This window comes from Plantibacter sp. lyk4-40-MEA-4, from assembly GCF_030209415.1.
Taxonomy (GTDB): Bacteria; Actinomycetota; Actinomycetes; order Actinomycetales; family Microbacteriaceae; genus Plantibacter; species Plantibacter flavus_A.
On sequence record NZ_JARVSA010000011.1, the window covers coordinates 161,813 to 187,353 of the forward strand.

General features: G+C 64.8%; 22 protein-coding genes. 15 read left to right on the plus strand and 7 right to left on the minus strand.

The window, feature by feature from the left end; all coding sequences use genetic code 11:
• Positions 1–247 precede the first annotated feature (247 nt).
• The 4 genes from QRN44_RS17775 (at position 248) to QRN44_RS17790 (ending at position 5,922) form a co-directional block, all read left to right on the plus strand.
• The gene (locus QRN44_RS17775; RefSeq protein WP_175116578.1) at positions 248–1,879 is read left to right on the plus strand and encodes an ABC transporter substrate-binding protein; all 1,632 of its coding nucleotides are present in this window, start codon (positions 248–250) and stop codon (positions 1,877–1,879) included.
• Between the two features lie 124 nt (positions 1,880–2,003).
• Complete coding sequence (locus QRN44_RS17780) at positions 2,004–3,077, plus strand: ABC transporter permease (protein WP_285039866.1); 1,074 nt, start codon at positions 2,004–2,006, stop codon at positions 3,075–3,077.
• Positions 3,078–3,079: 2 nt separating this feature from the next.
• Positions 3,080–4,204: an ABC transporter permease gene (locus QRN44_RS17785; protein ID WP_285039868.1), complete on the plus strand. Its 1,125-nt coding sequence runs from the start codon at positions 3,080–3,082 to the stop codon at positions 4,202–4,204.
• Positions 4,201–5,922, plus strand: coding sequence for a dipeptide ABC transporter ATP-binding protein (locus tag QRN44_RS17790; RefSeq protein WP_175116576.1), 1,722 nt, complete (start codon positions 4,201–4,203; stop codon positions 5,920–5,922). The genes QRN44_RS17785 and QRN44_RS17790 overlap by 4 nt, the downstream gene beginning before the upstream one ends.
• Positions 5,923–5,999: 77 nt before the next feature.
• Here QRN44_RS17790 and QRN44_RS17795 read toward each other — a convergent pair whose 3' ends face one another.
• Positions 6,000–6,314 carry a YbjQ family protein gene (locus QRN44_RS17795; RefSeq protein WP_064294105.1) on the minus strand — a complete coding sequence of 105 codons (315 nt, stop codon included), beginning with the start codon at positions 6,312–6,314 and terminating at the stop codon, positions 6,000–6,002.
• Positions 6,315–6,413: 99 nt separating this feature from the next.
• Between QRN44_RS17795 and QRN44_RS17800 the strand changes: the two genes are divergently transcribed.
• On the plus strand, positions 6,414–7,022 hold the full coding sequence (locus tag QRN44_RS17800) for a hypothetical protein (protein WP_285039870.1): 609 nt from the start codon (positions 6,414–6,416) through the stop codon (positions 7,020–7,022).
• A 303-nt stretch (positions 7,023–7,325) separates the two neighbouring features.
• Complete coding sequence (locus tag QRN44_RS17805; protein WP_502928652.1) at positions 7,326–9,044, plus strand: bifunctional 3'-5' exonuclease/DNA polymerase; 1,719 nt, start codon at positions 7,326–7,328, stop codon at positions 9,042–9,044.
• An 86-nt stretch (positions 9,045–9,130) separates the two neighbouring features.
• On the opposite strand, the gene QRN44_RS17810 is transcribed toward QRN44_RS17805, so the two are convergent.
• The gene (locus tag QRN44_RS17810; protein ID WP_285039872.1) at positions 9,131–10,222 is read right to left on the minus strand and encodes a hypothetical protein; all 1,092 of its coding nucleotides are present in this window, start codon (positions 10,220–10,222) and stop codon (positions 9,131–9,133) included.
• Positions 10,223–10,230: 8 nt separating this feature from the next.
• Positions 10,231–11,538, minus strand: a complete 1,308-nt coding sequence (locus QRN44_RS17815) for a heparan-alpha-glucosaminide N-acetyltransferase domain-containing protein (RefSeq protein WP_285039874.1) — start codon at positions 11,536–11,538, stop codon at positions 10,231–10,233.
• Positions 11,539–11,742: 204 nt separating this feature from the next.
• On the opposite strand from QRN44_RS17815, the gene rpsF reads away from it, so the two are divergent.
• The 5 genes from rpsF (at position 11,743) to dnaB (ending at position 15,420) form a co-directional block, all read left to right on the plus strand.
• Positions 11,743–12,150 (plus strand): 30S ribosomal protein S6, encoded by a 408-nt coding sequence (rpsF, locus tag QRN44_RS17820; RefSeq protein WP_217485263.1) that lies wholly within the window; start codon positions 11,743–11,745, stop codon positions 12,148–12,150.
• 5 nt (positions 12,151–12,155) lie between these two features.
• Positions 12,156–12,677, plus strand: a complete 522-nt coding sequence (locus tag QRN44_RS17825; protein WP_064295656.1) for a single-stranded DNA-binding protein — start codon at positions 12,156–12,158, stop codon at positions 12,675–12,677.
• A 65-nt stretch (positions 12,678–12,742) separates the two neighbouring features.
• Complete coding sequence (gene rpsR / locus QRN44_RS17830; RefSeq protein ID WP_056010351.1) at positions 12,743–13,006, plus strand: 30S ribosomal protein S18; 264 nt, start codon at positions 12,743–12,745, stop codon at positions 13,004–13,006.
• Between the two features lie 12 nt (positions 13,007–13,018).
• Positions 13,019–13,471 carry a 50S ribosomal protein L9 gene (gene rplI, locus QRN44_RS17835; RefSeq protein WP_056780635.1) on the plus strand — a complete coding sequence of 151 codons (453 nt, stop codon included), beginning with the start codon at positions 13,019–13,021 and terminating at the stop codon, positions 13,469–13,471.
• Between the two features lie 575 nt (positions 13,472–14,046).
• Positions 14,047–15,420, plus strand: a complete 1,374-nt coding sequence (gene dnaB / locus QRN44_RS17840; protein WP_502928654.1) for a replicative DNA helicase — start codon at positions 14,047–14,049, stop codon at positions 15,418–15,420.
• 227 nt (positions 15,421–15,647) lie between these two features.
• On the opposite strand, the gene QRN44_RS17845 is transcribed toward dnaB, so the two are convergent.
• Positions 15,648–16,067: a hypothetical protein gene (locus QRN44_RS17845; RefSeq protein ID WP_285039878.1), complete on the minus strand. Its 420-nt coding sequence runs from the start codon at positions 16,065–16,067 to the stop codon at positions 15,648–15,650.
• A gap of 556 nt (positions 16,068–16,623) precedes the next feature.
• On the opposite strand from QRN44_RS17845, the gene QRN44_RS17850 reads away from it, so the two are divergent.
• Positions 16,624–17,415, plus strand: a complete 792-nt coding sequence (locus QRN44_RS17850; protein WP_285039879.1) for a DUF6414 family protein — start codon at positions 16,624–16,626, stop codon at positions 17,413–17,415.
• Between the two features lie 95 nt (positions 17,416–17,510).
• Positions 17,511–18,098 carry a restriction endonuclease subunit S domain-containing protein gene (locus tag QRN44_RS17855; protein WP_285039881.1) on the plus strand — a complete coding sequence of 196 codons (588 nt, stop codon included), beginning with the start codon at positions 17,511–17,513 and terminating at the stop codon, positions 18,096–18,098.
• A gap of 278 nt (positions 18,099–18,376) precedes the next feature.
• Here QRN44_RS17855 and QRN44_RS17860 read toward each other — a convergent pair whose 3' ends face one another.
• Entirely contained in the window at positions 18,377–20,290 is a 1,914-nt protein-coding gene (locus QRN44_RS17860; protein WP_285039883.1) for a hypothetical protein, read from the minus strand.
• A 626-nt stretch (positions 20,291–20,916) separates the two neighbouring features.
• On the opposite strand from QRN44_RS17860, the gene QRN44_RS17865 reads away from it, so the two are divergent.
• Positions 20,917–22,200 (plus strand): MBL fold metallo-hydrolase, encoded by a 1,284-nt coding sequence (locus tag QRN44_RS17865; RefSeq protein WP_285039885.1) that lies wholly within the window; start codon positions 20,917–20,919, stop codon positions 22,198–22,200.
• Positions 22,201–22,376: 176 nt separating this feature from the next.
• On the opposite strand, the gene QRN44_RS17870 is transcribed toward QRN44_RS17865, so the two are convergent.
• Positions 22,377–23,717 carry a hypothetical protein gene (locus QRN44_RS17870; RefSeq protein ID WP_285039887.1) on the minus strand — a complete coding sequence of 447 codons (1,341 nt, stop codon included), beginning with the start codon at positions 23,715–23,717 and terminating at the stop codon, positions 22,377–22,379.
• Between the two features lie 608 nt (positions 23,718–24,325).
• On the opposite strand from QRN44_RS17870, the gene QRN44_RS17875 reads away from it, so the two are divergent.
• Positions 24,326–24,604, plus strand: coding sequence for a penicillin-binding transpeptidase domain-containing protein (locus tag QRN44_RS17875; RefSeq protein WP_285039888.1), 279 nt, complete (start codon positions 24,326–24,328; stop codon positions 24,602–24,604).
• A 355-nt stretch (positions 24,605–24,959) separates the two neighbouring features.
• Here the strand turns inward: QRN44_RS17875 and QRN44_RS17880 are convergent, their stop codons facing one another.
• Positions 24,960–25,343, minus strand: coding sequence for a hypothetical protein (locus QRN44_RS17880; RefSeq protein WP_285039890.1), 384 nt, complete (start codon positions 25,341–25,343; stop codon positions 24,960–24,962).
• Between the last annotated feature and the right edge of the window lie 198 nt (positions 25,344–25,541).

The following is a 25,541-nucleotide window of genomic DNA, read 5'->3' on the forward strand; positions in this document are numbered from 1 at the left end:
TACTATCGACAACCGGTGATCCATGATCGGTGCGAGATGGCGAGTTCCACGGACTGCGGGCCAAACGCGCGGTCCTTGCGCGACAGCTGCCGCATGCGCACGTTTCGTGCTCGTAACGAATCAGCACCGGAAGCCTTCTGGGTTTGAGGGATTTGTTCGGAGCGTGCTGTAATCCTCTACAAGCACGTGCGAAGAACCTGCACACAGCCGTGCCGTCTCTCACACACAGAAAACGAGGTCGACATCAATGTCATCCCCACGTAGCGGATTCCGGAAGAGCGCCGTCGCGCTCGCGGGTCTCTCCATCACCGCCCTCGCCCTCGCCGGCTGCGCCGCCGGCGGCGGGAGCGGCTCCAGCAGCGGCGCCAGTGGCACGATCGTCATCGGCACGACCGACAAGGTCACGACGCTCGACCCGGCCGGATCGTACGACAACGGCTCCTTCGCCGTCATGAACCAGGTCTTCCCGTTCCTCCTGAACACGCCGTACAACAGCCCGGACGTCGAGCCCGACATCGCCGAGTCGGCCGAGTTCACCTCGCCCACCGAGTACACGGTGAAGCTCAAGAAGGGCCTCAAGTGGGCCAACGGCAACGACCTCACCTCGTCCGACGTGAAGTTCAGCTTCGACCGTCAACTCGCCATCGCGGACGACAACGGACCGTCCTCGCTCCTCGGCAACCTCGAGAAGACCGACGCGCCCGACGACCTCACCGTCGTCTTCACGCTGAAGACCGAGAACGACCAGACCTTCCCGCAGGTGCTCTCGAGCCCCGTCGGCCCGATCGTCGACGAGGACGTCTTCTCCGCCACCGAGATCACGCCCGACGCGGACATCGTCAAGGGCAAGGCCTTCGCCGGCCAGTACACGATCGACAGCTACAAGTTCAACGAGCTCATCTCGTACAAGAAGTACGCCGACTACCAGGGCCTCCTCGGCGAGGCGAAGAACGACACCGTCAACGTGAAGTACTACACCGACGAGTCCAACCTGAAGCTCGACGTCAAGCAGGGCAACATCGACGTCGCATCGCGCAGCCTCTCGGCGACCGACATCGAAGACCTGAAGAAGGACAAGAACGTCAAGGTCGTCGACGGCCCCGGTGGCGAGATCCGCTACTTCGTCTTCAACTTCGACACGATGCCCTACGGTGCCACCACTGCTGACGCCGACCCGGCGAAGGCGCTCGCCGTCCGCCAGGCCGCTGCCGACCTGATCGACCGCGCTGCGATCGCGAAGGACGTCTACAAGGACACCTACACGCCCCTCTACTCCTACGTGCCCGCCGGCCTGACCGGTGCCACCGAGTCCCTCAAGGGTCTCTACGGCGACGGCGACGGCGGCCCCGACGCCGCGAAGGCCAAGGAGACGCTCGAGGCCGCCGGTGTGACCGTCCCGGTCGCGCTGAACCTCCAGTACAACGGTGACCACTACGGCTCCGGGTCCGGCGACGAGTACGCGCTCATCAAGGACCAGCTGGAGGCCGACGGCCTGTTCACCGTGAACCTGCAGCAGACCGAGTGGGTGCAGTACTCGAAGGACCGCACGACGGACGTCTACCCGGCCTACCAGCTGGGTTGGTTCCCGGACTACTCCGACGCGGACAACTACCTGACGCCGTTCTTCGCCACGGACAACTTCCTCGCGAACCACTACGACAACCCGGCCGTCAACGACCTGATCAACGAGCAGCGCTCCACGACGGACGCGGACGCACGGACGAAGCTCATCGAGCAGATCCAGGACGCGGAGGCGGCCGACCTGTCGACCATCCCGCTGCTCCAGGGCGCGCAGGTCGCGGTCGTCGGCAAGGACATCTCCGGTACCGTCCTCGACGCGTCGTTCAAGTTCCGCTACGCACCCATCACCAAGGGCTGAGTAGCCTGACCAACTGATATCCGACTACAGTGAGTCGGACGTCGCGATCGGGGTGGCTCCACAGAGCCGCCCCGATCGTCTGTCCGGGCTCTACCGAGTCGGTGATCGAGGAGGATCCACTGCAATGACGGCAGCTGTCGCAACCCCACCCCCCAAGGCGGCCAGACGTTCCGGAGGTGGCGGACTCTGGCGGTACCTCGTCGTCCGCTTCCTGCTGATCATCCCGACGGTGTTCATCCTCGTCACCATGGTCTTCTTCCTGATGCGCCTGACCGGCGACCCGATCACGGCGGCGCTCGGAGGCCGGCTCCCGGCCGATCAGCTCGCCGAACGCATCAGCGCCGCCGGCTACGACCGGCCGCTCTTCGTCCAGTACGTCGAGTTCCTCGGACAGATCGCGGTCGGCAACTTCGGCACGACGATCTCCGACAACCGGCCGGTCATCGAGGTCCTCCTCACGTACGGCTCCGCGACGCTCGAGCTCGCGATCTACGCGCTCATCGTCGCGTTCATCGTCGGCATCCCGCTCGGCATGCTCGCCGCCGCCCGCCGTGACCGCTGGCAGGACGCGGGCCTCCGCGTCTTCGCGATCCTCAGCTACGCCACCCCGGTGTTCTTCGCCGGCCTGCTGCTCAAGCTCATCTTCTCCGTCTGGCTCGGGATCCTCCCGGTCGCCGGGCGAGCGAGCACCGGCACCGAGCTGACGCTCCAGACCATCTCGAGCCCGTCCGGCATCTACCTGATCGACGCGATCCGCCTCGGCGATCCGACGGCGATCAGTGACGTCCTCGCCCACGCGGTGCTCCCGGCGATCGCCCTCGGCCTGTTGACGGCCGGCGTCTTCCTGCGGCTGGTCCGCACCAACGTCATCGGTACGCTCGGTTCCGGCTACGTCGATGCGGCCCGGTCGCGCGGCGTCAGTGAGTTCCGGCTCGTGACGAAGCACGCCTACCGTCCGGCGCTCATCCCGATCATCACGGTCATCGGCCTCCAGATCGCGCTCCTCCTCGCGGGCGCGGTACTCACCGAGACGACGTTCGAATGGAAGGGTCTCGGCTTCATGCTGAGCGAGTACCTCAAGGCGCGTGACTTCGTCGCCGTCCAGGGGATCGTCGCGCTGCTGGCCGTCATCGTCGCCCTGACCAACTTCATCGTCGACATCATCGCGGCGATCATCGACCCGAGGGTGAGGTACTGAGCATGAGTGCTCCGACAGCCACCACCGCCATTCAGACCGCGCCGGCGAAGCGACCGTTGCGGGAACGTCTCCCCGTCGTCAAGCAGTTCCGACAGTCGGTCGGGCTGCAGCGGGCGATGCTCGTCATCGGTCTCGTCGTCACGGGCGTGTTCGTGCTCATCGCGATCCTCGCGCCGCTCGTCGCGCCCTACCGGTTCAACCAGCTGCGCGGCGACGACGGTTCGTTCGGCACGCAGCAGGCGCCGAACGCGACGAACCTCCTCGGCACGACCGTCGGCGGGTACGACGTCCTGTCCCGGGTGCTCTGGGGAGCCCAGACCGCGCTCTTCGTCATCGTGGCCGCGATCATCCTGTCGATCTTCATCGGCGTCCTGCTCGGGCTCGTCGCCGGGTACTTCGGCGGCTGGCTCGACCGCGTGCTCGTGGTCGTCTGCGACGCGGTGTACGCCTTCCCGTCGCTGCTGCTCGCGATCGTGATGTCGATCGTCATCAGCCGCGGCCAGTCGAGCCTCTGGGGCGGCATCCTCGCCGCCGCGATATCGATCACCGTGGTCTTCATCCCGCAGTACTTCCGGGTCATCCGCTCCGAGGTCGTGCGCATCAAGAGCGAGGCGTTCGTCGAGTCGGCGAAGGTCATCGGTGCGTCGAGCTCCCGCATCATGTTCCGCCACGTGCTGCGGAACGCGACCCGGACGCTGCCGCTCATCATCACCCTCAACGCCTCCGAGGCCATCCTCACGCTCGCGGGTCTCGGCTTCCTCGGGTTCGGCATCGAGCCGACCGCGGCCGCCGAGTGGGGCTACGACCTCAACCGGTCCGTCTCCGACGTCACGAGCGGGATCTGGTGGACCGCGCTGTTCCCCGGCCTCGCGATCGTGCTCGTCGTGCTCGGCATCACCCTCGTCGGTGAGAGCCTCAACGACCTGTCCGACCCGCGTCTGCGCAGCCGTCGTCGTGTCGGTGCGTCGAGTGGATCGGTCGCTGCGACGTCGAGCATCACGACCACCGGTGGCACGCCCGACAGCCCCGGTGGCGCCGGGATGATGGACGCCGAGTCGCTGGGAGCCGTGAGCGACGCCGCGGCGGACAGCGATCTGGAGAACCGACGAGAGGACGAGCGCTCATGAGCCAGTCGACGCCGACCACCGGTCCACGCGACCTCGGCACCAAGGACATCGTCAGCATCCGCGACCTCGGGGTCTCGTTCTCGACCGACGCCGGCGCGGTGAAGGCGATCAACGACATCTCACTGTCGGTCGCACCGCGCGAGATCGTCGCGATCGTCGGCGAGTCCGGCTCGGGCAAGACGGTCACGGCCAAGACCATCCTCGGCCTGCTCCCGGAGACGGCGACGGCGTCCGGCGCGGTCGTGCTGCGCTCCCGCGACGGTTCGACCGAGCAGGACGTCGTCACGGCGTCGGCTGAGCAGCTGCGGTCCATCCGCGGCAGCGACGCGGCGATGGTGTTCCAGGAACCGTCGACCGCGCTCAACCCCGTCTACAAGGTGGGCTGGCAGATCGCCGAAGGTCTCCGCGCGCACGGTTCGTACACGAAGGCCGAGGCACGGGCCAAGGCCATCGACATCCTGCGTCGCGTCGGCATCCCGGAGCCGGAGGAGCGGGTCGACTACTTCCCGCACCAGTTCTCCGGCGGGCAGAAGCAGCGCATCGTCATCGCGATGGCGCTCGTGCTCGACCCCGGCCTGATCGTGGCCGACGAGCCGACGACCGCGCTCGACGTCACGGTGCAGGCGGAGATCCTGGACCTCCTGCGTCGGTGCCGCGACGAGTTCGGCACGGCCATCGTCCTCATCACGCACAACATGGGCGTCGTCGCCGACCTCGCCGACCGCGTCGTGGTCATGTACCAGGGCGACATCGTCGAGGAGGCTCCCGTCCAGGAGCTGTTCTCCTCACCGAAGGCCGAGTACACGAAGAAGCTCCTGTCGTCGGTGCCGCACGTCGGGCGCGGCAAGAGCTCCGCGCCGGCCGAGGTCGAGCGTGGGAAGCAGTTGCAGCTCGGTGAACCGGTGGTGGTCGCGAAGGGACTCGAGATCGAGTACCCGGGTCGCTTCGGCCGTGCCGGCTTCCGCGCGGTCAACGGCGTCGACTTCACGATCCATGCCGGCGAGGTCCTCGGCCTGGTGGGGGAGTCGGGGTCCGGCAAGACCACGATCGGCCGCGCGATCGCCGGACTCACCAAGGTGACCGGCGGTTCGCTGTCGGTGCTCGGCGTGGAGATGAACCGGGTGAAGGAGCGCGAGTTCGCTCCGAAGCGCCGCGAGATCGGGTTCGTGTTCCAGGACCCGGCGACGAGCTTCAACCCGCTGCTCACGATCGCCGAGTGCGTGGCGGAGCCGCTCATCGTGCACGGTCGATTCGGCGACACACGGGCGGCCCGACGCCGGGTGGACGAGCTCCTCGAAGCGGTCCAGCTGCCGAAGGCGTTCGGCGACCGGTTCCCGCACGAGCTCTCCGGCGGGCAACGGCAGCGCGCTTCGCTCGCGCGGGCGTTGGCGCTCGAACCGGCGCTGCTGGTGGCCGACGAACCGACCTCGGCACTCGACGTGTCCGTGCAGGCCCGCGTGCTGGAGCTCTTCGCCGAGCTGCAGCGCGAGTTCGGGTTCGCGTCGCTGTTCATCAGCCACGACCTCGCCGTCGTCGACATCCTCGCCGACCGCATCGTCGTGCTGTATCGCGGCGACATCGTGGAGGAGGGGCCCGGCTCAGCGGTGCTCGGTGCGCCGAGCGACGTCTACACGCGCCGACTCCTCGCATCGCTCCCCGTGCCAGACCCGGCCGAGCAGGCCGTGCGTCGCGAGGAGCTCAAGCGCCTCCGCGCCTGACCCTCACCCCCGGTCACTGAGCCTGTCGAAGTGCGCCCTTCGACAGCTCAGGGACCGCGTCGGTTCAGGCCCCGTGCTCAGCCGAGCTTGACGGCGGTGCCGTAGGCGACGACCTCCTGGTAGTTCTGGCCGACCTCGGCCGCGTCGAACCGCATCGCGAGCACCGCGTCGGCACCGAGCGCGGTGGCCGCCTCGATGAGTCGCTGCTTCGCTTCCTCGCGGCTCTCAGCGAGCTGCTTGGTGAGCCCGGAGAGCTCGCCGCCCAGCAGTGCCTTGAAGTTGGCGCCGAGTTGCACGCCCGCGTTGCGTGCACGGACCGTGAGTCCGGTCACCTCGCCCAGCACCTCGGTGACCTGGCGGCCGGGGACGTCGTTCATCGTCGAGATCAGCATGCTCGCAGTCTGGCACCGCTGCGCCCACCCCCATAGGGGGGATGTCCCGGGTTCCGACCGCTTCATGGGAACGATGAAGTCAAATATATTTAACTCGACTTGCATCTCATATTCCTTTATGGTCATGGCAACCTGGAAATTCAAGGAGAACAGGGGTTCAAGATGAGGAAAGTATCCGTGCGTGGCGGCGTTACTGGAGCGGCGGTGGCCGCACTCGTGGTTTTCGGGGCGGTCTTCCCGGCGCATGGCGAGACAATTGAGCCCGCGCAGCTCGCCGCCTCATCGCCGTCGAGCGGCCTCCCAGCAGGGGAAATCGATCAGGATACCGTCGCAGCCGCTGTTGCGAATCTTGAGGTTTCGGACTTCGAACGCGCGACCACCATTGACGGTTCATCAGTCATCACCACATATGACTTGGGATCCGGGATCAAGTTGGCCGTTTCTCAGGACCGATCGCGTCTCGGTGGCGGCTGGGGGCCTTACGGGCTGTATGTGGATCTCAATCGGACCGATCAAGGGATCATCGCTAGCGGCGGTGCCGGTGCTCTGGCGGTTGCGCTGTGCGCATTGCCCGGCGTTGGCATTCCGCTCTGCGCAGTAGCTACCGGGGTCTTCGTTGCAGCGGCAGCCGCTATTGCCGCTCATGGTCTATGCGGCAATGTGCTTCGTATCCACGTTCAGCAGCTCGGATATCCGCAGTGCGTGTGAACTCCCGCCGCGAGCCGCTGCAGATCCGACGCGCTATGACCGCCGGATTAGTGTCCAGCGCGGTTCTGATTGCCGTGGTCGGTCAGAACCTGACGTATACCCCGGCGGAATATGCGGCAGTTGCGGGCGGAGTCGGTGTTCTGCTTCTCGCTTGTTATCTCGTCCTGAGGTTGATCAACGAAACCCGCTCGAGGTGATCGCGGCACACGCATCGTGAACCCGGCTGCCGGACGGAGGGCCTTTCCTTCGTTCGGCCGCTGAGTTGCGTCGGGCGAGGTCGGCGGGTGACGGCAGACTGGGGTGGTGCACATCGTCCTCCAGCAGCTCGACGGCGCCCGTGTGCGCGTCGTGCACCTCGAGGACCGCCCCATTCCGTCCGGCGAACCACCTCCGGTCTCCGAGACCACCATCCCGCGCGCCGACCTCGCGGCCTTCGTCCGGCGTCTTGAAGCCGAGCCGAATCCGCCGCGCTGGGTCTGGGACGACACCACGCTCTGGTACCCGGCGCTCCTCGCCGCGGGTGTCCGGGTCGCCCGCTGCGTCGACCTCCGGCTCTCCCACAACCTCCTCCGCAACGCCGCCTTCACCGCCGACTCCGCCCTCGCGACGGCTCCGGCCGGCCCGTGGGACGAGGTCCTCGACCCGCGCGTCGCCCAGCGTGCGGAGGCGGTCGGGACCCTCTTCGACCTCGACCTCCCGGGCGGCGAACGCGATCCCGTCGCCGAGTTCACGCTCCAGCGTGACGCCGTCGACGGCGCGACACCGCAGGGACGCTCGCAGCTCGGACTCCTCCTCGCCGCCGAGTCCGCCGGTGCCCTCATCGCCACGGAGATGACCTTCGCCGGTCTCCCGTGGGACGCCGAGGCCCACGACCGCATCCTCGCCGACGCCCTCGGCCCCAAGGTGCCGCCCGGTGTCCGTCCGGCGAAGCTGGCCGCGGTCCTCGAGGAGGTCAAGGCCGCCCTCGGGGTGCAAGAGCTCAGCCCCGAGTCACCGGGCGAGCTCCTCAAGGCCCTGCAGCGTGCCGGCATCAACGCGACCTCCACTCGGCAGTGGGAGCTGCAGGAGATCGAGCACCCCGTCATCGAGCCGCTGCTCCGGTACAAGAAGCTGTCCCGTCTCCTCACCGCGAACGGTTGGACGTGGGTCGAGACCTGGGTGAAGGACGGACGCTTCCGCCCCACCTACGTGCCCGGCGGGGTCGTCACCGGCCGCTGGGCGTCCGACGGTGGCGGTGCCCTCCAGCTGCCGCACCAGGTCCGCGGTGCCGTCCTCGCGGACGACGGCTGGCGGTTCGTCGTCGCCGACGCCGCGCAACTCGAGCCACGCATCCTCACGGCGATGTCCGGCGACCGCGCGATGGCCGATGCCGGACGCGGCGTCGACCTCTACCAGGGCATGGTCGACGTCGGCGCGGTCGACACCCGACCACACGCGAAGATCGCGATGCTCGGTGCCATGTACGGCGCGACGACGGGGGAGAGCGGGCGCCTCCTGCCGCGGCTCACGAGGGCGTTCCCGCGGGCGATCGAGTTCGTCGAGGCCGCCGCCCGTGCTGGGGAGCGCGGGGAACGGGTCAGCACCCGGCTCGGACGCACCTCACCGCTGCCCGGCGAGACCTGGCGGGAGATCCAGTCGGCCGCGTCGATGGAGGGCGCGAACGCCGCCGCGACCCAGCGCGCCCGCATGGAGGCGCGCAGCTGGGGTCGTTTCACCCGCAACTTCGTCGTGCAGGGCACTGCCGCCGAATGGGCGCTGTGCTGGATGGCCGGCCTCCGGACGCGGCTGCAGGCGCTCGCCGCAGAGTCGGTCGGACCGGCGGCCGCGCTCACCGAGTCGGCCCACCTCGTCTTCTTCCTCCACGACGAGATCGTCGTCCACTGCCCCGAGCACCAGACCGAGCGGGTCGTCGCCCTCGTGCGCGAGGCGGCGGCCGAGGCCGGTCGCCTGATCTTCGGCACCGCGCCGGTCGAGTTCCCGGTCACCACCGCCGTCGTCACCTCCTACGCCGACGCCAAGTAGCCCGCGAACTGTCACTTGATGCGGGTGTGCGCGGCCCGCACTGTTCCGACGTGACAGTTCGCGGGCTGGGATGGGGGGGGGGGGGTTCAGCCGCCGGTGATCGCCCGGACGGCGTCGGTGATGATGAGGTACCAGCCGTAGACGCCGAGGGCCAGACCGATGAGCCACCACCATTCCGTCCGACGGGACAGGCGCCGTCCCTGCCGTGCCACTCCTCGTGGTGGACGGATCAGTGGGAACGAAGCCGCCATCGACGCCGCGTCGACCGGTTCCAGTCGGCGATCCCGCCAGCGCTCCCATTGCGCGACGCGCTCGGTCAGGATGTCGACGACCGACAGCACCCACGTCCACACCTCGGGGTCGAGGGTCGAGAGGTCTTTGGGTGAGTAGAGGAAGAGGTGGTCGTCGACGATCTCGACGTCGAGCTCGGCGACGGTGTCGATGAACCGCGCCATGACGTCGGGCGTGAAGAGGTAGAGGGCGTCCGTCTCGTACCCGCGCGGGCAGTACAGCGCGAAGTGGCGGTCGAAGTCGCCCTCGAGCCGCAGCCGTTGGTCCTTCGTGAACGTGACTGGGAGCCTCGGGTGCAGGAGCGAGTTGTTGCCGACGGCGTCCAGGACGATGTGGGGGAGCGCCACCGGCAGCCGAAGGGCCATGTAACCCCAGCGGTGCACCTTCCGGTTCCGCCCCGAGCCGATGGTCGTCTCCAGGTTCGCGACCGACAGCTGCGACCTGCCGTCGCGCCAGACGAGGTCCCTGGCCACGCTCGTCCCACCCATGGTGAAGATCAGCCCGGGCAGCGCCACGGGAACGGCGATCGGTCGGTAGCCCAGGCCGTTCGCCCGAGCGAATCGGTCCAGCCGGTACTGACGCACGCCGCTGCGTCGTCGGACCGTGCGCACCAGCAGGACGAGCATGCCGACGGGCAGCGCGAGGTAGGGCAGGAGGATCAGGGCCGACCAGTCCAAGGGTTCATCCGGCATCGAGCCGTCTTCGAGCACCAACCACCAGGCGGAGAGGAAGAAGATCGGCAGCACCGCCAGCACGACGGCGGGCCAGATCGCCGCCAGGAGTGGTGGACGGATCTCGCCCGGGAGGCCCCTGCGGTACTCGCGAAGCGCGCGTCGGTCGATCCGTTCCGTGAGCGGTCGCGTGTCCAGCGTCGAGGTTCGTGTCATCGGACCGGTCATCGTACGTGCGGTGTTCCGTGCGGTTCGGGCAGGGGCGTCATCGTCGCGGGCGTCCAACCAGGGCGGTTCGCGGCGACCGTGAGTGCCCGGCCGGCCGCGTGGACCAGGGCCTCGAGCGGACCGCGACGCTTCGTGAGGGCGATGATCCAGCCGAGGAGGAGCGCGCCGGCGACGTGGACGAGCCAGAGCTGCGGGCTCGAGATGAGCCACGCCGTGTCCGCGTACGTCCCGGCGATCGCGGCGATCAAGGCTCCCACCGACGCCATGAAGACATGCGCCGAGTAGACGGTGAGCGGAGCGGCCCCGGCGCCGGTCGCCGGCAGGAGCGCGAGCGACCAGCCGCGGTTCAGGGCGGTGCCGAGCGCCAGGCACAGACCGATGACGACCGCCGCGATCCCGATCGTGAAGACGAGGTCGAGCGTGGTGCCCGAGTGCGGGGCACGGGCGACGAGCCACCAGAAGGACTCCGTGGGGCTCGTGCCGTACATCCCTTCGGCGAGGGCGTCCTCGACGGCGGTGATCGTCGTCGGATCGGGCTCGAGCCCGCCGGTCCAGGCGCGCGCGATGCCCTGGACGCCGCCGACCGGACCGAGCAGGAGGGCGGCGAGGCGGTCCGCGGCGATCGCGACGACGAGTCCGATCGCCGCGAGCTGCAGTGCGAACCGTCGCAGGGTCCCGTCCGCCCGCGCATCCATGAGCAGCCGGCCGACCGCCATCCCGACGAGGACGTACACGATCCAGGTGAGCGCCGGGTACACCCCGGTGAGCAGCAGGCCTCGGGCGAACCCACCGCCCGAGACGTCGAACCAGGACGCACTGCCGATCTCGGGGGAGTCGACGCCGCTGAGCGGCATGCGGAGCGCCTGCGAGCAGATCGGCCAGACCACCGCCCAGCCGGCCGCGACGATCAACAGCGTGCGCGGACGCCACGTGACGGCCGGAATCGCGAGCCAGAAGGTCACGCCGTAGTAGGCGATGATCACGTAGATACCGCCTGGCAGGACGCCGAGGGTGAGGCCGAGGACGAGCAGGGCGAAGCCGCGTCCGAAGAGGTTGAGTTGCGCCGCGGCGGGGGAGCCGGCGGCGAGGCCTCGGCGGCTCGTGAGGACGATCCCGATGCCGGCCAGCACGGCGAACAGTGCAGCGGCCTTGCCCGACAACACCTCCGTGATCGGCGTGTGTCCGCCAGTGGCGATGTCGAACGCCCACACGTGCGTGGCCATCATGCCGATGAGGGCGAGGAAGCGCGCAAGGTCGAGACCGATCAGTCGGTCGGCGCGCTGTCGGCTGGCTGGGCTGCTCATCGGGTCCAGCATCCCACGCGTGGCGGCTCCGCGACAGGCCCGCGGTGGCGGTACGGGCTCCCGTCCGGTACGCTGTGAAGGTTGCCCGGGTGCGTCCGCTCTGTTCTCGCCCGATCGCAACGATGCTTACACCCTCCTGCCACAGAAAGTCTGTGGCCGTTCGAGTCCGAAGGAGGTGGGTTAGTGACGCATCAGTACGAACTCATGGTCATCCTCGACCCCGAGATTGACGAGCGCACGGTTGCACCGAGCCTCGACAAGTTCCTCAACGTCATCCGCAACGATGGTGGAACCATCGACAAGGTCGACATCTGGGGCCGTCGTCGTCTCGCTTACGAGATCAACAAGAAGACCGAAGGCATCTACGCCGTCGTGGACTTCACTGCGACGAGCACTGCCACGCAGGAGCTCGACCGTCAGCTGAAGCTCTCCGAGGCCGTCATGCGCACCAAGGTGCTGCGTGCCGAAGAGGCCATCGCTCAGGTCGCCACCGAGACGAAGCGCAGCGAAGAGAAGGCCGCCCGCAAGGCTGCCGCCAAGCCCGCTGCTGCTGTCGCCGCGGCTCCCAAGGCAGACGCGGCTCCGGCTGCGGCTGAGACCAAGGAAGCCTAGGGCTCATGGCCGGCGAGACCGTCATCACCGTGGTGGGCAACCTGACCAGCGATCCGGAACTGCGTTTCACGCAGAACGGCCTGGCTGTCGCCAACTTCACCATCGCTTCCACGCCGCGCAACTTCGATCGCGCGACGAACGAATGGAAGGATGGCGAAGCGCTGTTCCTGCGCGCGAGCGTTTGGCGTGAATTCGCCGAGCACGTGGCCGGATCGCTCACCAAGGGAAGCCGCGTCATCGCGACCGGGCGTCTCAAGCAGCGTTCCTACGAGACGAAGGAAGGCGAGAAGCGGACTTCGATGGAACTCGAAGTCGACGAGATCGGCCCTTCGCTCCGGTACGCGACCGCGACCATCAGCCGTGCACCCTCGGGTGGCGGCGGCGGTGGTCAGCAGCGCGGCGGCGGAGCTCCGCAGGTGCAGCAGAACGAGCCCTGGGCTCAGAGCGCACCCGCAGCTTCCGGCGGCAACGGCGGTGCAGATGCCTGGAACACTCCGGGCAGCTACAGCGACGAGACCCCCTTCTAAACAGATTCGATCGGTCCGGTTCTGCCGGTTAGCCGATCACTCCATTCACACGCAAAGGAACAACCATGGCTGGAAAGTCGAGCGGCGACCGCCGCAAGCCTGCCCGCGGTGCCAAGGGCGGCAAGAACGTCGCTCCCGCGAAGGCGATCCGCGTCGGTGTCATCGATTACAAGGATGTCGCCACGCTTCGCAAGTTCATCTCCGAGCGGGGAAAGATCCGTGCTCGTCGTATCACCGGTGTCAACGTCCAGGAGCAGCGACTCATCGCACGTGCGGTCAAGAACGCACGCGAGATGGCGCTCCTGCCCTACGCCGGCTCTGGCCGCTAGGAGGCGCCGCACATGTCGAAAGTTATTCTGACGCACGAGGTCTCCGGCCTCGGCTCCGCTGGTGACGTCATCGACGTCAAGAACGGCTACGCTCGCAACTTCCTCGTGCCCCAGGGTTTCGCGACCCCGTGGACCCGCGGTGGCGAGAAGCAGGTCGAGCAGATCAAGTCGGCCCGCGCTGCGCGCGAGCACGCCACGATCGAAGAGGCCCAGGACCTGAAGGCTCGCCTCCAGGCCACCAAGGTCAAGCTCACGGTCAAGACGGGTGGCGAAGGCCGTCTGTTCGGTTCCGTGAAGCCTGCCGACATCGCGAAGGCCGTGGCGGAAGCCGGGCTGGGCGAGGTCGACAAGCGCAAGATCGAGATCCACACGCCGATCAAGTACGTCGGCGAGCACGAGGCCACCATCAGCCTCCGCGACGAGATCGTCGCCACGATCACCCTTCAGGTGGTCGCGGCCAAGTAGTACCCGCCGTGCGGTGTCGGGCCTTCGGGCCCGGCACCTCGCGCATGTCGTGATGAGCGCGATGGCGGTGGACCGAGAGGTCTGCCGCCATCGCGCTTTTCTGTGCCCAGAACGGGGGTGGAGTGTCGTCTCGGCGTCTGCGTGTTACACCCGTTTCGCCCTCGGAGTCAAGCAAGTTGTACACAGGTGACCCCCGTTCTCCTCAACGTTCGACACAGGATCGAAAGAACTTTCCACACACAGCCTGTGGAATCAGAATCTCCTGGTCAGGACAGTATTGACTGGCGGAAAAACTTCTCTCTCCACAGGGTTTCCCACAGCTTGTGCACACGACACGCGGCGTTTCCCCCGATCTCTCCACAGAGTTATCCACAGGCGGAGTTGGTTGTGGAGACGAGTGGCCCTATCGTGAGTCATCGGCGTCTCGGAACAGCCGAGCGAGCAGGCTGAGCAGCCCTCGTCCGTAGCCCGTGGGCGCCCCGCAGGGCCCGTGCGTGTCGCACGTTCCTGCTACACCTGAGTCGTCTCCACCCGCACCATCTGAGTCCACATCGAGAAGGGATGTCCACTTGTCGATCGCTCACCTCAACCGCTCTGAGAGCGGCGGTTCATACGACGAGCCGCGCGGCAACGAGCGCGTCCCTCCGCACGACCTCCTCGCGGAGCAGAGTGCACTCGGCGGCATGCTGCTGTCGAAGGACGCGGTCGCCGATGTGGTCGAGACGCTCCGTGGTGTGGACTTCTACATCCCCAAGCACGAGGTCATCTACGACGCCCTGCTGACGCTGTACTCGCACGGTGAGCCCACCGACGTCATCACCGTGACCGACGAGCTCGTCAAGACGGGCGAGCTGTCCCGCGCCGGCGGTGCCGATTACCTCCACACGCTCACGAGCCTCGTGCCGACCGCGGCGAACGCCGGGTACTACGCCCGCATCGTCGCGGAGCGCGCGCTGCTGCGTCGTCTCGTCGAGGCGGGCACCCGCATCGTGCAGATGGGGTACGCCGCCGAGGGTGAGGCCGTCGAGCTCGTCAACTCCGCTCAGGCCGAGATCTACGCCGTCTCCGGCAACCAGGAGGTCGAGGACTACGTCCCGCTGACCGATGCGGTGAGCGCGGCGATCGATGAGATCGAGGCCGCCAAGCACACCGACGGTTCCATGACCGGCGTGCCGACAGGCTTCCGCGAGCTCGACGAACTGACGAACGGTCTGCACCCGGGTCAGCTCATCATCGTCGCCGCCCGACCCGCTATCGGTAAGTCCACGCTCGCGCTCGACTTCGCCCGCGCTGCGTCCGTGCACTACAACCAGCCGTCGATCTTCTTCTCGCTCGAGATGGGGCGCAGCGAGATCGCGATGCGTCTCATGAGTGCTGAGGCGTCGGTGCCGCTGCAGCTGATGCGTAAGGGCACCGTCGACTCGCAGGACTGGACGAAGATCGCGCAGGTGCGCGGCCGCATCAACGACGCTCCGCTCTACATCGACGACAGCCCGAACATGACGCTCGTCGAGATCCGTGCGAAGTGCCGTCGACTCAAGCAGCGTGTGGGACTCAAGATGGTCGTCATCGACTACCTGCAGCTGCTGACGTCCGGTAAGCGTGTCGAGAGCCGTCAGCAGGAGGTCTCGGAGTTCTCCCGGGCGCTGAAGCTCATGGCGAAGGAGCTCCAGGTCCCCGTCATCGCGCTGTCGCAGCTGAACCGTGGTGCTGAGCAGCGAGCCGACAAGATGCCGGCACTGTCCGACCTCCGTGAGTCGGGCTCGATCGAGCAGGACGCCGACATGGTGGTGCTCCTGCACCGCGAGTCCGCCTACGAGAAGGACAGCCCGCGAGCAGGCGAGGCCGACCTGATCATCGCCAAGCACCGCAACGGACCGACCCGCACGATCACGGTCGGCTTCCACGGGCACTTCTCGCGCTTCGCCGACATGGCGCCGGGGATGTAGTGTGAACGCACGTCGTAGAGTGTCGCTTTGCAATCTAAATTGTCGCTTTCTGTTCGGAGCGACGTTTTAGATTGCAAAACGTCCTCGCGGCGATGTCTTGTGGCAGTCGCGGCTGCATCCGAGCGGCTCTGAGCGGTCCAGCCGCCGAAGCTATCAAGTGAGCGCCCCGGCGGCGAGGCCGGTGCCTCGGATTGCCGGAGGGTGTGGGTGGCGTTCAGGCCGCGGTGTCAGTAGGTCTCGTTGGTCCAGAAGACATACTCGCGGCCGCCGGTGAATCCGTAGTCGACACCGATCGACCCAAGCCAGGCTCCGGCGATGACGCAGAGTTCACCCACAATCCCTGCGATTTCGTCCGTGCGCATTGGTTCGTCGACGGCGCGCAGGCGCTGATAGGTCGAAGCCGACTCGTCCCAACTGTCTTCGAGGTAGGTCTGCCACCCTTCAGGCACCGGATCAGGCCGATTCGGTCTTCCCTGGTCGTTGCTTCCGAGTTCGGCAGCAAGGTATGCGATGACACGGAACATGTCGTTCGCGGCGCTCATCGTTTGACGGAGCGCTGCATCGATGTCCTCACGCCAACTGCGACGCGCGGCGTTCAGCTCTCTGAGAACGCGGATGCAGATGCCGGAGCTTCGATCTGAGGTCAAGGCGACCCTCGGATGGATCAGGTTACTGATCGTCGGGTTCTACCCATTCGAAGACTCGATCGGGGATGGGCCAGACGAGGTTAACGATGCTGAAGCCCCCAGGCTCGATCGGTTCCGCTTCGTGTAGCGCCGGCGGGGGTATCCGTCGGCATCGGGCAGGATCAAGCCGTCGCTTTGGGCGGTCGGTTCGGCGGGGCGTGGTCGGGAAAGTTTGCCGTCGAACCAGGCGACAGGGTCATCGTCTGGGTGGTGGCAGACATTCTCCCTGCCTCGACGCGATTCGATCACACGGTTTCGGGTTGCGGCGCATTCCGATCGAGAAACGTGCAGTAGTGCTCTCCCGGATCTGTGAGTTCTCATCATCTGCCGCGAAGGCCGCCCGGGCGGGGAAATGCTCCAGGAGATCTAAAGTCCGTATGCAACTCAGCGCTAAGAGCCAACTCGCGTTCGCGGCGCGGAGGCACTTCCACGTCCTCATTACGTAATCAATCCCGAGCTCGTCCACATGCAAAGATGTACCCGTGAGGCCACTGGGCCCTAGGAGAGGTGTACGTGCATGCTGAAGAACTTCTTGTATCTGAATGAGCTAGCGCTGAGCGATTACCTCAGCGCTCTCGAAGGGGGCGAACGTTCCTCGACCAAGGATGGAAATCTGAGATCCGCCGGCAGCTACGACAGTGCTGGGTCGAATTCTGACGCTGCGGGGCGTTACGCACGCACAGAAGAGACCACCGTACGACTAGTCGATACGCCTCCTTCGCAGTTTGAGCGGTTGATGACCCTCGTTGCCGCGGACCCCGAGCTTTCGGGTTGGGCGGCTGTGCATGAGCCCGATGAGGAGTTTCCGCAGCTTCGCGTGGGTGCGCTGATCGACGTCGAGTGTGACATACAGATTCCTTCGGTGATAAAGGCACTGGCTCCTGCGAGTGGGATGGGCGAAGCGTTGAGGGCCCTGAAGGAGGTCGGTTCCACGCTCGGGACTGCTCACATCCCTCAGATTGACGACGCCAAACTCGCAATGCTTGAAACGCTCGGAAACGTCATGGGCGGGGATCTGGTGATCGTGGGCGAAACCGACTCTGACGACTGGAAGGTCGCCGGGAGGCTTCGTGATGACCATCTGCGAGCAGCCGCTGATGAGCTCGATGGCAATGTGCACGTGGTCGGAAAAGTCAGCCGCACACTCGCCGTCGAAGACCAGAAACCTCTTCTTGCCCTGCCCGGTCTAGACATACTTCCGAGAGCGCAGCGGCGCGAACTGGAGGCGAAAGGGCCGAGCGGACCGAGCGATGACAGCTGGTTGCAGGGGCCCGCGCTCATGATCGAAATACTGGCGATCTACCGGTAGCTACTTTTCTCCAGGATAGGCAATCCGGTGCGTCCGACTAGTACCTTGCGCGGCGCATCCTGTTTAATGAGTTCGTGAACAGTAGATGGTCTTGGGTGTTCGGAATTCTCACCGCGGCGGCTTTCGTGTTCGCGCTCGTCTTTTTCGCTGCGACCCAACAGATAACTGGACGGGACTGGGTAGTACTGGGAATCGGTGCTCTCTTCGGTGCAACAGCGGCTTCTTTGATCGCGACCTTCATCTTCCACGCGGACACGCGTGCGACGATGCTCTCGACGGAAGCGTCAATCGCGCAGTTCGCTGCGGACGCCGAGACCGCGCGGCAAGACAAGGTGGCCGCCGCTGAGACTGCTCTCATCGAGAAGCGAACAGCTCTAATCACCGCCCTGCCGACGCGAAGGGAACGGTTGAGCGAGTTGGACGATCAGATCGCGCAGGTCCGTATAAGCATCATCGATGCGGACGGACGGTACAAGGCAGGCGTGTTCCAAGCAGCTGACGCCGCCCAGTACGGCTTCGGCGACATCGCGCACGAGAACCAGTCGGCGGCAAGGGGGTGGGAGGTTGCGAAGACTCGGTTCGAGGGCCAGCTTGCAGACGCCGAAGCTGATCGTGGTCGTTTGGGAGCGATGACAGACGCGGAGTATCTCAATGAGCAAAAGCGTCTTCGAGGGCTGGAGTAATCGGGTAGCGCCAGTAAAGAGTTTCAGCTCGGCATGTCGGCTCCGACTTCCTCTGGCCTGGAGCGGTTGCCTGCGTCGCTCGTGGGCCCTCGCGGCCGGTGTGCGACAGTCCACACAGCGTGTACTCGAGGCGACTGTTATAACGCCCATCGCCGGCACTATCCATCGGAGTCGATACCAACGAAGTTGGGCGGAACCCAGATCATCGCGTTGCCCTTAGCCTATTCCGGTGCGCTGAACCTTCTACGCTGTTGTCGGAGATTGATGTGCGTCAACGCCTACGGTTCCCCCGACCTCTGTATCCCCGCGGCTTTTGTCGCCGCCTCCAATTGGGGGTTGTAGGACCATTCGCCGTCGAGATGTAGGAACATGTCGAACGCGGCGTTGCTGCCCTGCCAGCTTGCAAAGGCAGATAGTGGTCCCATCCGCGATGCGTACTGTCGGAGCGTCGCGTATTGGAGGAACTGGGCCCGCATTGCGGCTTCAGGGATGCCAGGTTTAAAGCTCATTGCGATGAACCCGAAACGCTCCGCGGCAGGGGCCTTGACCTCGACATACATGGAATGGAGCTGGTGATCGTGTCTGGTGGTTGCGCGGAGTTTCCTCGGGGCGCCGCTGAGCTGGGCGCGTTGGGGGAGATCCATCTCGAGGAGGTTGATGCTTGCCTGCAGCCATCCGTGGGGCCGGTGGTCGTTCAGTAGGTCGAGGGTGTCGGCCATGTCGGTGGTGAGTGGCTGGGCGGGCTTTGGTGCGAACGTCGTCTTCTGACCCGACCGGTAGAAGTACCAGGCGTCGAGATCCTCGGTGAGGCTGGACACGAGCTCTGTCGCGTCTTTGTCCTCATCGGTGTAGAGCCCCATGAGGAGGTAGTGCATTACATAGTCAAGTTCGTCAGTTGCCAGGACGGTGTTCTTGCCTGCTGCTTTTCTCCGACGCGAGAGAAAGTGCACGAGTTCGCTGGGGCGTTCCAACAGCTCGGTCGCGATCTCGAGGTCATGCACGTTCACGATCCATGGTGCCGGTGCGCCGGCCGGGATCAGCCCACTCTCCACCAGCTCAGCCGTGACTGTCGCAATGAAGTTGAGGTCTTCAAGCGACAGGGCGACGGTGTACACCTCGGTGATGTTGGTTGTGTCGAGATCCCAGTTCTTTTTCGGGTTGTCTGTGGTGCCATCCGATTGCATCGATGACGAACTGCGGATGTGGAGCGAGGTGCCTTCGTGGATGAGCGCACGGAGTCGATCGGCCTGCGTTGCAGCCTTGGTGATGATTGGTCCAAGCTCGAGCCAGAGGCGATTGGCCGCACCGGAGCGCGCGAGCGGAGTGATGCGGTTGCTCTTCGCCTCTACCACGATTGCCACATTGCCCACGAGAATGAGCCCGTCGGCTTCGAAGCGCTTGTGCTGGCTGTCGGTGTACTCAACATTGATGAGGGCACTGTCGGGATCAAGCGAGTTCACGAGGGCACGCATCCCACGCTGTTCGAGGAGTTCGCCGCGCCGTTTCATGTACTTCTGATCCATTGGCTCAGTGGACAGCTCGATCTCGAACAGCTCACGCATTCCGAAGATGAGCCAGGTTGGCTGCACCAGCAGCCAGACCCTCTCTCCGTTAGCGTTCGTTCCTGTTACGAAGGGCCGGATTCGCATCGGGTTGTTTCCAGCCAGGAAGTCCTTGACAAGCCCGCGGTGTGTTACGTCAAGGTCGATGCTGAGTCGGTCAAGTAGCGCGCGCAGAGATTGTCCATCGAGGTTGGTGCGTGCCCTGATCTCCTCGAATGTCAGTGAGATTGCGGAGCCAAGATCCGAGAAGCCCTGCACGCCAGCGATGTGCTTCTTTGCTTCCTCGATTCCTTCAGGACGACCCTCCAGGTATGCCAGCAGTTCGGGGGATTTGGCAATGCGATCATCGAGGTCGGCCGCGGCGCTACGGATTCGATCAAACGCGGTCTGTGCGACGAACGCGTTGAGGGATTCGTAGACGGCGAACATTTCCTCGGCCCCGAACCCGAGTCTGTCCACCAGCGATTGACGTACCTCTCCCGTGAACAACTCTTTGAGTAGCTGCATCTCCTTGTCGTGGAACCTTGGGAGTCGGAGAAACACCTCTCGGGAAATCGCCGCATGTGTAAGGCGCGGTACGACGCGTCCGGGCTCCGGCGCTCTCTGGGCTATTCGGGTGAGGGAGAACATCGTGCGCATATTGGCCGCGAAAAGTGCACCGGGGATCAGTGAATGCATGGTCGAGAGCGCTCGGGCCCCGCCCGAAGCTCCTGTGATACGTCGCCTAGAACGCTCAGCAAAGACCAGGGCCGCGAACTCCGGTATCGCCATGAGGTGGTCAGTCGCGACTTCTTGATCTGATCGATTTTCCAGCTGAGTCACTGAGAGACTGAAGTTGGCGATGGCGTCGAAGGCATCCAATCGTCGGCTTGCGCGTCGTATGCGTCTGAGCGCCGCTCGTTCGCGCACAGCGGCGATCATACCGAGTACGCCGGGGAATCGCCTCAGCAAGTTCATGTCTCCATGATCTCCCGCCAACGCGCCTCAATCCGCCATGAGCTGAGGGACCTGCGAAACCGTGTCGCGCACGGAGTGCACATTCCAACTCCGGGTGAGGCGACTACCTCTGACACGACTGCCGAAGACGTCGGACGCCATGTACAGGTCAAACGCGAGCACGATTTAGCGCACGGCAAGGGGGACCAAACGGCCTCATCGTTCGTTGAGGACTCGGGTTCCGGTAGCGATTTCCATAGGACTGTTTGAGCGTTGCGTGACCATCGACGATAAGCCAACGCCGCGGGTAGAGTCGGCCCATGGTGCCCTGGATCCTCGACCTCGCTGAATCTACCGTGCTCGACGTAGGCGACGGAGCCTGTTCGATCTATACCGTCCGCTCTGGCGGCGTGATGGTTGTGGATTGCGGAGTCTGGGGCTCCAGCGCTCGTGGACCAGCGTCGCAACTTCATTCCGCGATCGGGCCGGTTGCTACGAGCGGTCTTTCGACTGTCGTGGTGACTCATTTTGACGCCGACCACTGGCGTGGCTTGCTGGAGTACGCGAAACTGCATCCAGGCTGCGAGAGCCCGGTTGTGCCAACAATCGAGCTGCGATACCCCCGACTGCCAAGCGTCGTTGACTGGGTGCCATCTATGATTGCTGCCCTCGTGACAGTATCCAGCGGTCAGCCGCTCGTGACGCCCACCCGTCTTCAGCGAGCATGGCATGAAATCGGGGCCGAACTCCTGCCTCTCCCGATGAGGCAAGGGCAGCAGTTCGACGGCGCAGGCAGAACCTGGGAGGTGCTCTGGCCTCCACGTCAGCTGAGCAGCACAATGAGCCGGGCGGCGGTGAACACATTCGCTGAGCTGACGACTCTCGCCAACGAGGTACCCGCGCTGAAGGACGCCTTCGAAGAGGCATACGGTTCGTGGTGGTCGAGCAATGAAGTTGCAGAGGAACCGTGCTCGAGGAGGAGTGACTCCTGGGGCGACGTCGCTGCTGAGATCCATGGCGCGGCGTCTGAAGCGTCGTACTCCGCCGATGCGGATCTGCCCGACGGCGACTCGTGGCCGGAGGAGCGCGATCAGATAGGACCGCAGGACGGGGCAGAACTCTGGGACGACCAACTATGGTTCGACAGCGATGAGGCGGCGCAGGCGGCGCATGACGCCGACCTCGGACACTGTCGGCGCGACGATTTCGTTCCCCTGACGATTGACCATGCGAGGCGCGTAAAGAGTCTGGGCAAACGGCTGCAGCGACTCAACAACGCGTTGAGCCTGGTAATCGCGGCAGACGATCGATCAGTGCTGAACTTCGGAGACGCCGAAGGGTGGGGACTCGCCGGCGCCGTGTCGTACCACCACAACCGTTTCGGACGGTGTGTCTACGACCTCATCTTGGCCCCGCATCACGGAACTGCGCGAACGGACCTGGCTACAGAAGACCTATTTCCCTTCGCTAACCTCCTGGTCGCCCAGAATGGCCGACGTCATGAGGGGAACTTCAATCCGTTCTACGCACGACGGGCTGTGCGCACCCACTTCGCGTACTGCGGCCCGATAACGATGGACCACTGGTTCGGAACCATTCGCTAGCCCCGTATGGACAGGCACCCATAACCGCGGGCCTGTATTCACGCGGCTCGAGAACGTCGGAGGTCGGTGGGCGCAACGCTAGCGGGGCGGTGGCCGACCAGTCCCGGTTACGGTCCTCGACCAACATGAGCCGGGCCCACTCATGGGTGTGCGATCTCGTGTGCTTCTCTTTGAAGTCAAGCGCGTGCGGACGACCGAATCGCACGCCTCACCGCCTTCGTCTTGGGGAGCGCGTGCACGAGGTATGCGCGGTTTCCCTTTACTGCCTCTCGAACGCGTACGGAACCAAGGAGCGCTTTCAGTAGTGGCGGCGCCGCTGCCGCCGTCGCCGTCAAAGTCGAGAATCCGAGGAACCCACTGGCAGCAACGGTTCCGATGGCAAGTCCGACAGCTGCGAATGTGTCGTGGCCGTCAGCGAAGACATCAACGGCGTTTCGGATGAAGCTCGCCGATCTAACGTGGGCCTCCATCTCTGCCACGGCCGGCTGAACGTCTGCTTCCCAAGCAATCTGAAGCAGACGAACCCGTTCCGCATCATCTACACCCGCCCAATCGACTCCACGAGAGACTTCAATAACGAAACTGCGGAATGGCTGTAGGTAGCTCTCCAATTCCTTTCGAACGCCGGGAATTTCATCGATCGGCAGTGCGCTCACGCCCTCGACCATCCGCATGAGATTCACTGCCCCGCTAATGGTGAGCGCCGACTCGAGCCCGCCTGCCGTAGGACTCAGATCGGCGATCGCACCATTGACCTCGTTGTCCAACATGACACTTCTAGTGGAGCCAACGACCTCATCGACCATCGACTGAAATGCCCGTCGAAACTCGGACTCGTCACCGACGAGATTGTCTAGTACCTGCCGTGGCCGCGATTTGGGCAGGGAGTCCCAAGCTTCCTGCTTTAGAAGCCCCGTCAGACTGAGCTTCTCCAACGTTACGCTCCTGAACGCCTCGATCGCCTCCCCGTGACGCTGCCGAAGTGCGGCCTGGAGGGGCGACGCTCGCGCCTGCAACCTCTCCCACTCAACGTCATACTTGGACATCTCGCGATAGTGTGCGGCGCGCAGAGCACGAATCTCAAGCGCATTGGTGGGCATCGGAACAGATCTCAATCGCTCTGCATCGGCGCTCTCACGAGCTAGCACCGCGCGGTAATGTTCGAGCTCCTTCGGTGACAGCAGGTCTCGATCAGCGAGGCCCAGGAATTCGAGCGCACTACGGTCTCTCGTTGCCGACAAGTTGATGAACTGCGCAAAGAGCGGCACCCGGCGGCTCGTCATATCGAAATCGCGCTGTTCGCCTCGAAGCAGATCGACGCGGTGAGAACGCAGGGTCACGACGTCAGCCAGTAGCAATGCAGGTTTCACAAGCTCTTCGTCGTACTGGACCGTCCGGGAGTAGTCCTCATGTCGAAGTGACTGCCCTTTGCCCACAACTGCACTGAGCGGGTTCGAAAACACATCAATTTCGAACATCAAATCCTCTCGCCGGATCGTGGCATAGATCACCGCCACGTGCTCTAACGCTAGTGCCCGTCCGTCTCCGCAAGAGGTTCCAGGGCAGACGGGCTCATTAACTCCTTGCGGCGGGCGTTCGACGGGCCTTCGAGTTCGCCCGAGGAGGGCACGTAAGCGCGTGAACGGCCATGCAAACCTCCGGGGGTTCCATGAGCTCAAGAATAGGCCGCGGTAATCCTAAGAATTCGTCGTCGCCGCACGATCGGTGGGGGCGCACCCGGTCACGCGCTGTCGCCGATCGCTGCGCACGACGGGCTCGTCACTCTACGCGATGGTATCGCTGCGAAGCGCCACCGGATGACCCCACCCTGGTCCCAGTTCCGCGGAATCACGCGGGCGTGTTCCCGGCCACACTTTGTTATGAAAATTGCGGCGACACTTTATTCTGGGAGCCCAGTGTTTCACTGGGCTCCCAGCGACACTTTACGTGCGCGTTCACATGTAGTGTTGCAGCCGCTGCAACTCGTCGCTGGCTGCAGGGCACCGGACGGAACGATGGTTGAGTCGACGGTTGCACCCGGCCGTCGGGTCATCTCCGAGCGCGCAGCAAAGCAGGCGACAGATGTGCTCGAGAGCTTGATCGATCGAGTTGGGTGGCGGACCAGGTGAAAGTCGAGAACTATCGAGTTGCAATGAAGACCAGCACGGCGCAGCAGCCGGACGGTGCGGGCGGATACTCCGACAGCTACCTAGTTTCGATGAGCGGGTTCTTCCCAGCCGAGGCGCCGCAGTACGTTGTGTCCGTGAACATCGCGGACCCGGTACTCATGAATAACTCCGGCGCAGCGTCTCCTGTATTTCGTGACGTAATCAGTCACCTGGCGAAAGCATTCAGTGTCCCACCCTCCATCGAGCCAGCGACCGAGCTCGACCTCGTGTTCTGAACGAGTGGCGACCTAAAGTGGCCCGCAAGCGCGCGAGCACCGAGACGCGTCTCCCGTCCTGGAGGTGAAACGCTGCATCCGGTGCCCTCGTCATCCTCGACCATTTGAGGCCGTGGCTCTGCATCCGACCGGGGTGGCGGCGCCCTGAATCGACCAATGAATCGGTGCAGTGGCGAATCGCGCAAATCGCGGACATCGACGTCAAACTCACTGAATAGGCCAGGGTTACCCCGCCCCGCTACTCTCCTGGCCCCTGGTCTGGGCACCCCGGCCCGGTGCTTCTTCAGTCATGATCTGATGGCCGGGCGGCAGACCATGCCTGGATCCGTACCGAGCGGCCGAGGGCTACTCGGCGTCAGTAGCCCAGGTAGGTGCGTGAAAGATGATCGTCCAGTTCGCCGATCTCTGACTCAAAGACGGAGGCCTCCTCGGGACGGTAGCCCCAGGCGACGCGATCGCCCACCTTGAGGAAGTCATCGGTGATCGCGAGGTGCCCGCTTGGCGCCCTACTTCGACCCCGAGCATCTCGGGCGAATTCGCCACCGGCCGGGGGGTACGGAAACAGATCGCCGTCGCGTTCAAGAAGCTGGCTTGCAAGCGCCATCCGGTACTCCATCCGATCCAACAGCAAGCCCACGGGGCCGTTGCCGTTCAAGATCTTCGCAATTGGTTCCAGGCTCGTACGTACCCACCTGCTCGCAGGATTGCGTGACCATCCGGTAGGCGTAATCGCGTTCATGATCTCGTAGTCGAGGGTGACGTGAAGGTGCAGAGCTTCGTAGGCAGGTATCGGTCCTCTAGCCCGGTGAGGGTCATTCCAGGTTGGTTCTTCCGCCATTCGGACAACAATCTGCTCGTGTCCTGCCAAGAGGGCCGCCATTGTGGCCGCTCGGAGCATGAAAAAAGCTGGGAGATGCAGGAGGTTGTCCCACCAGTC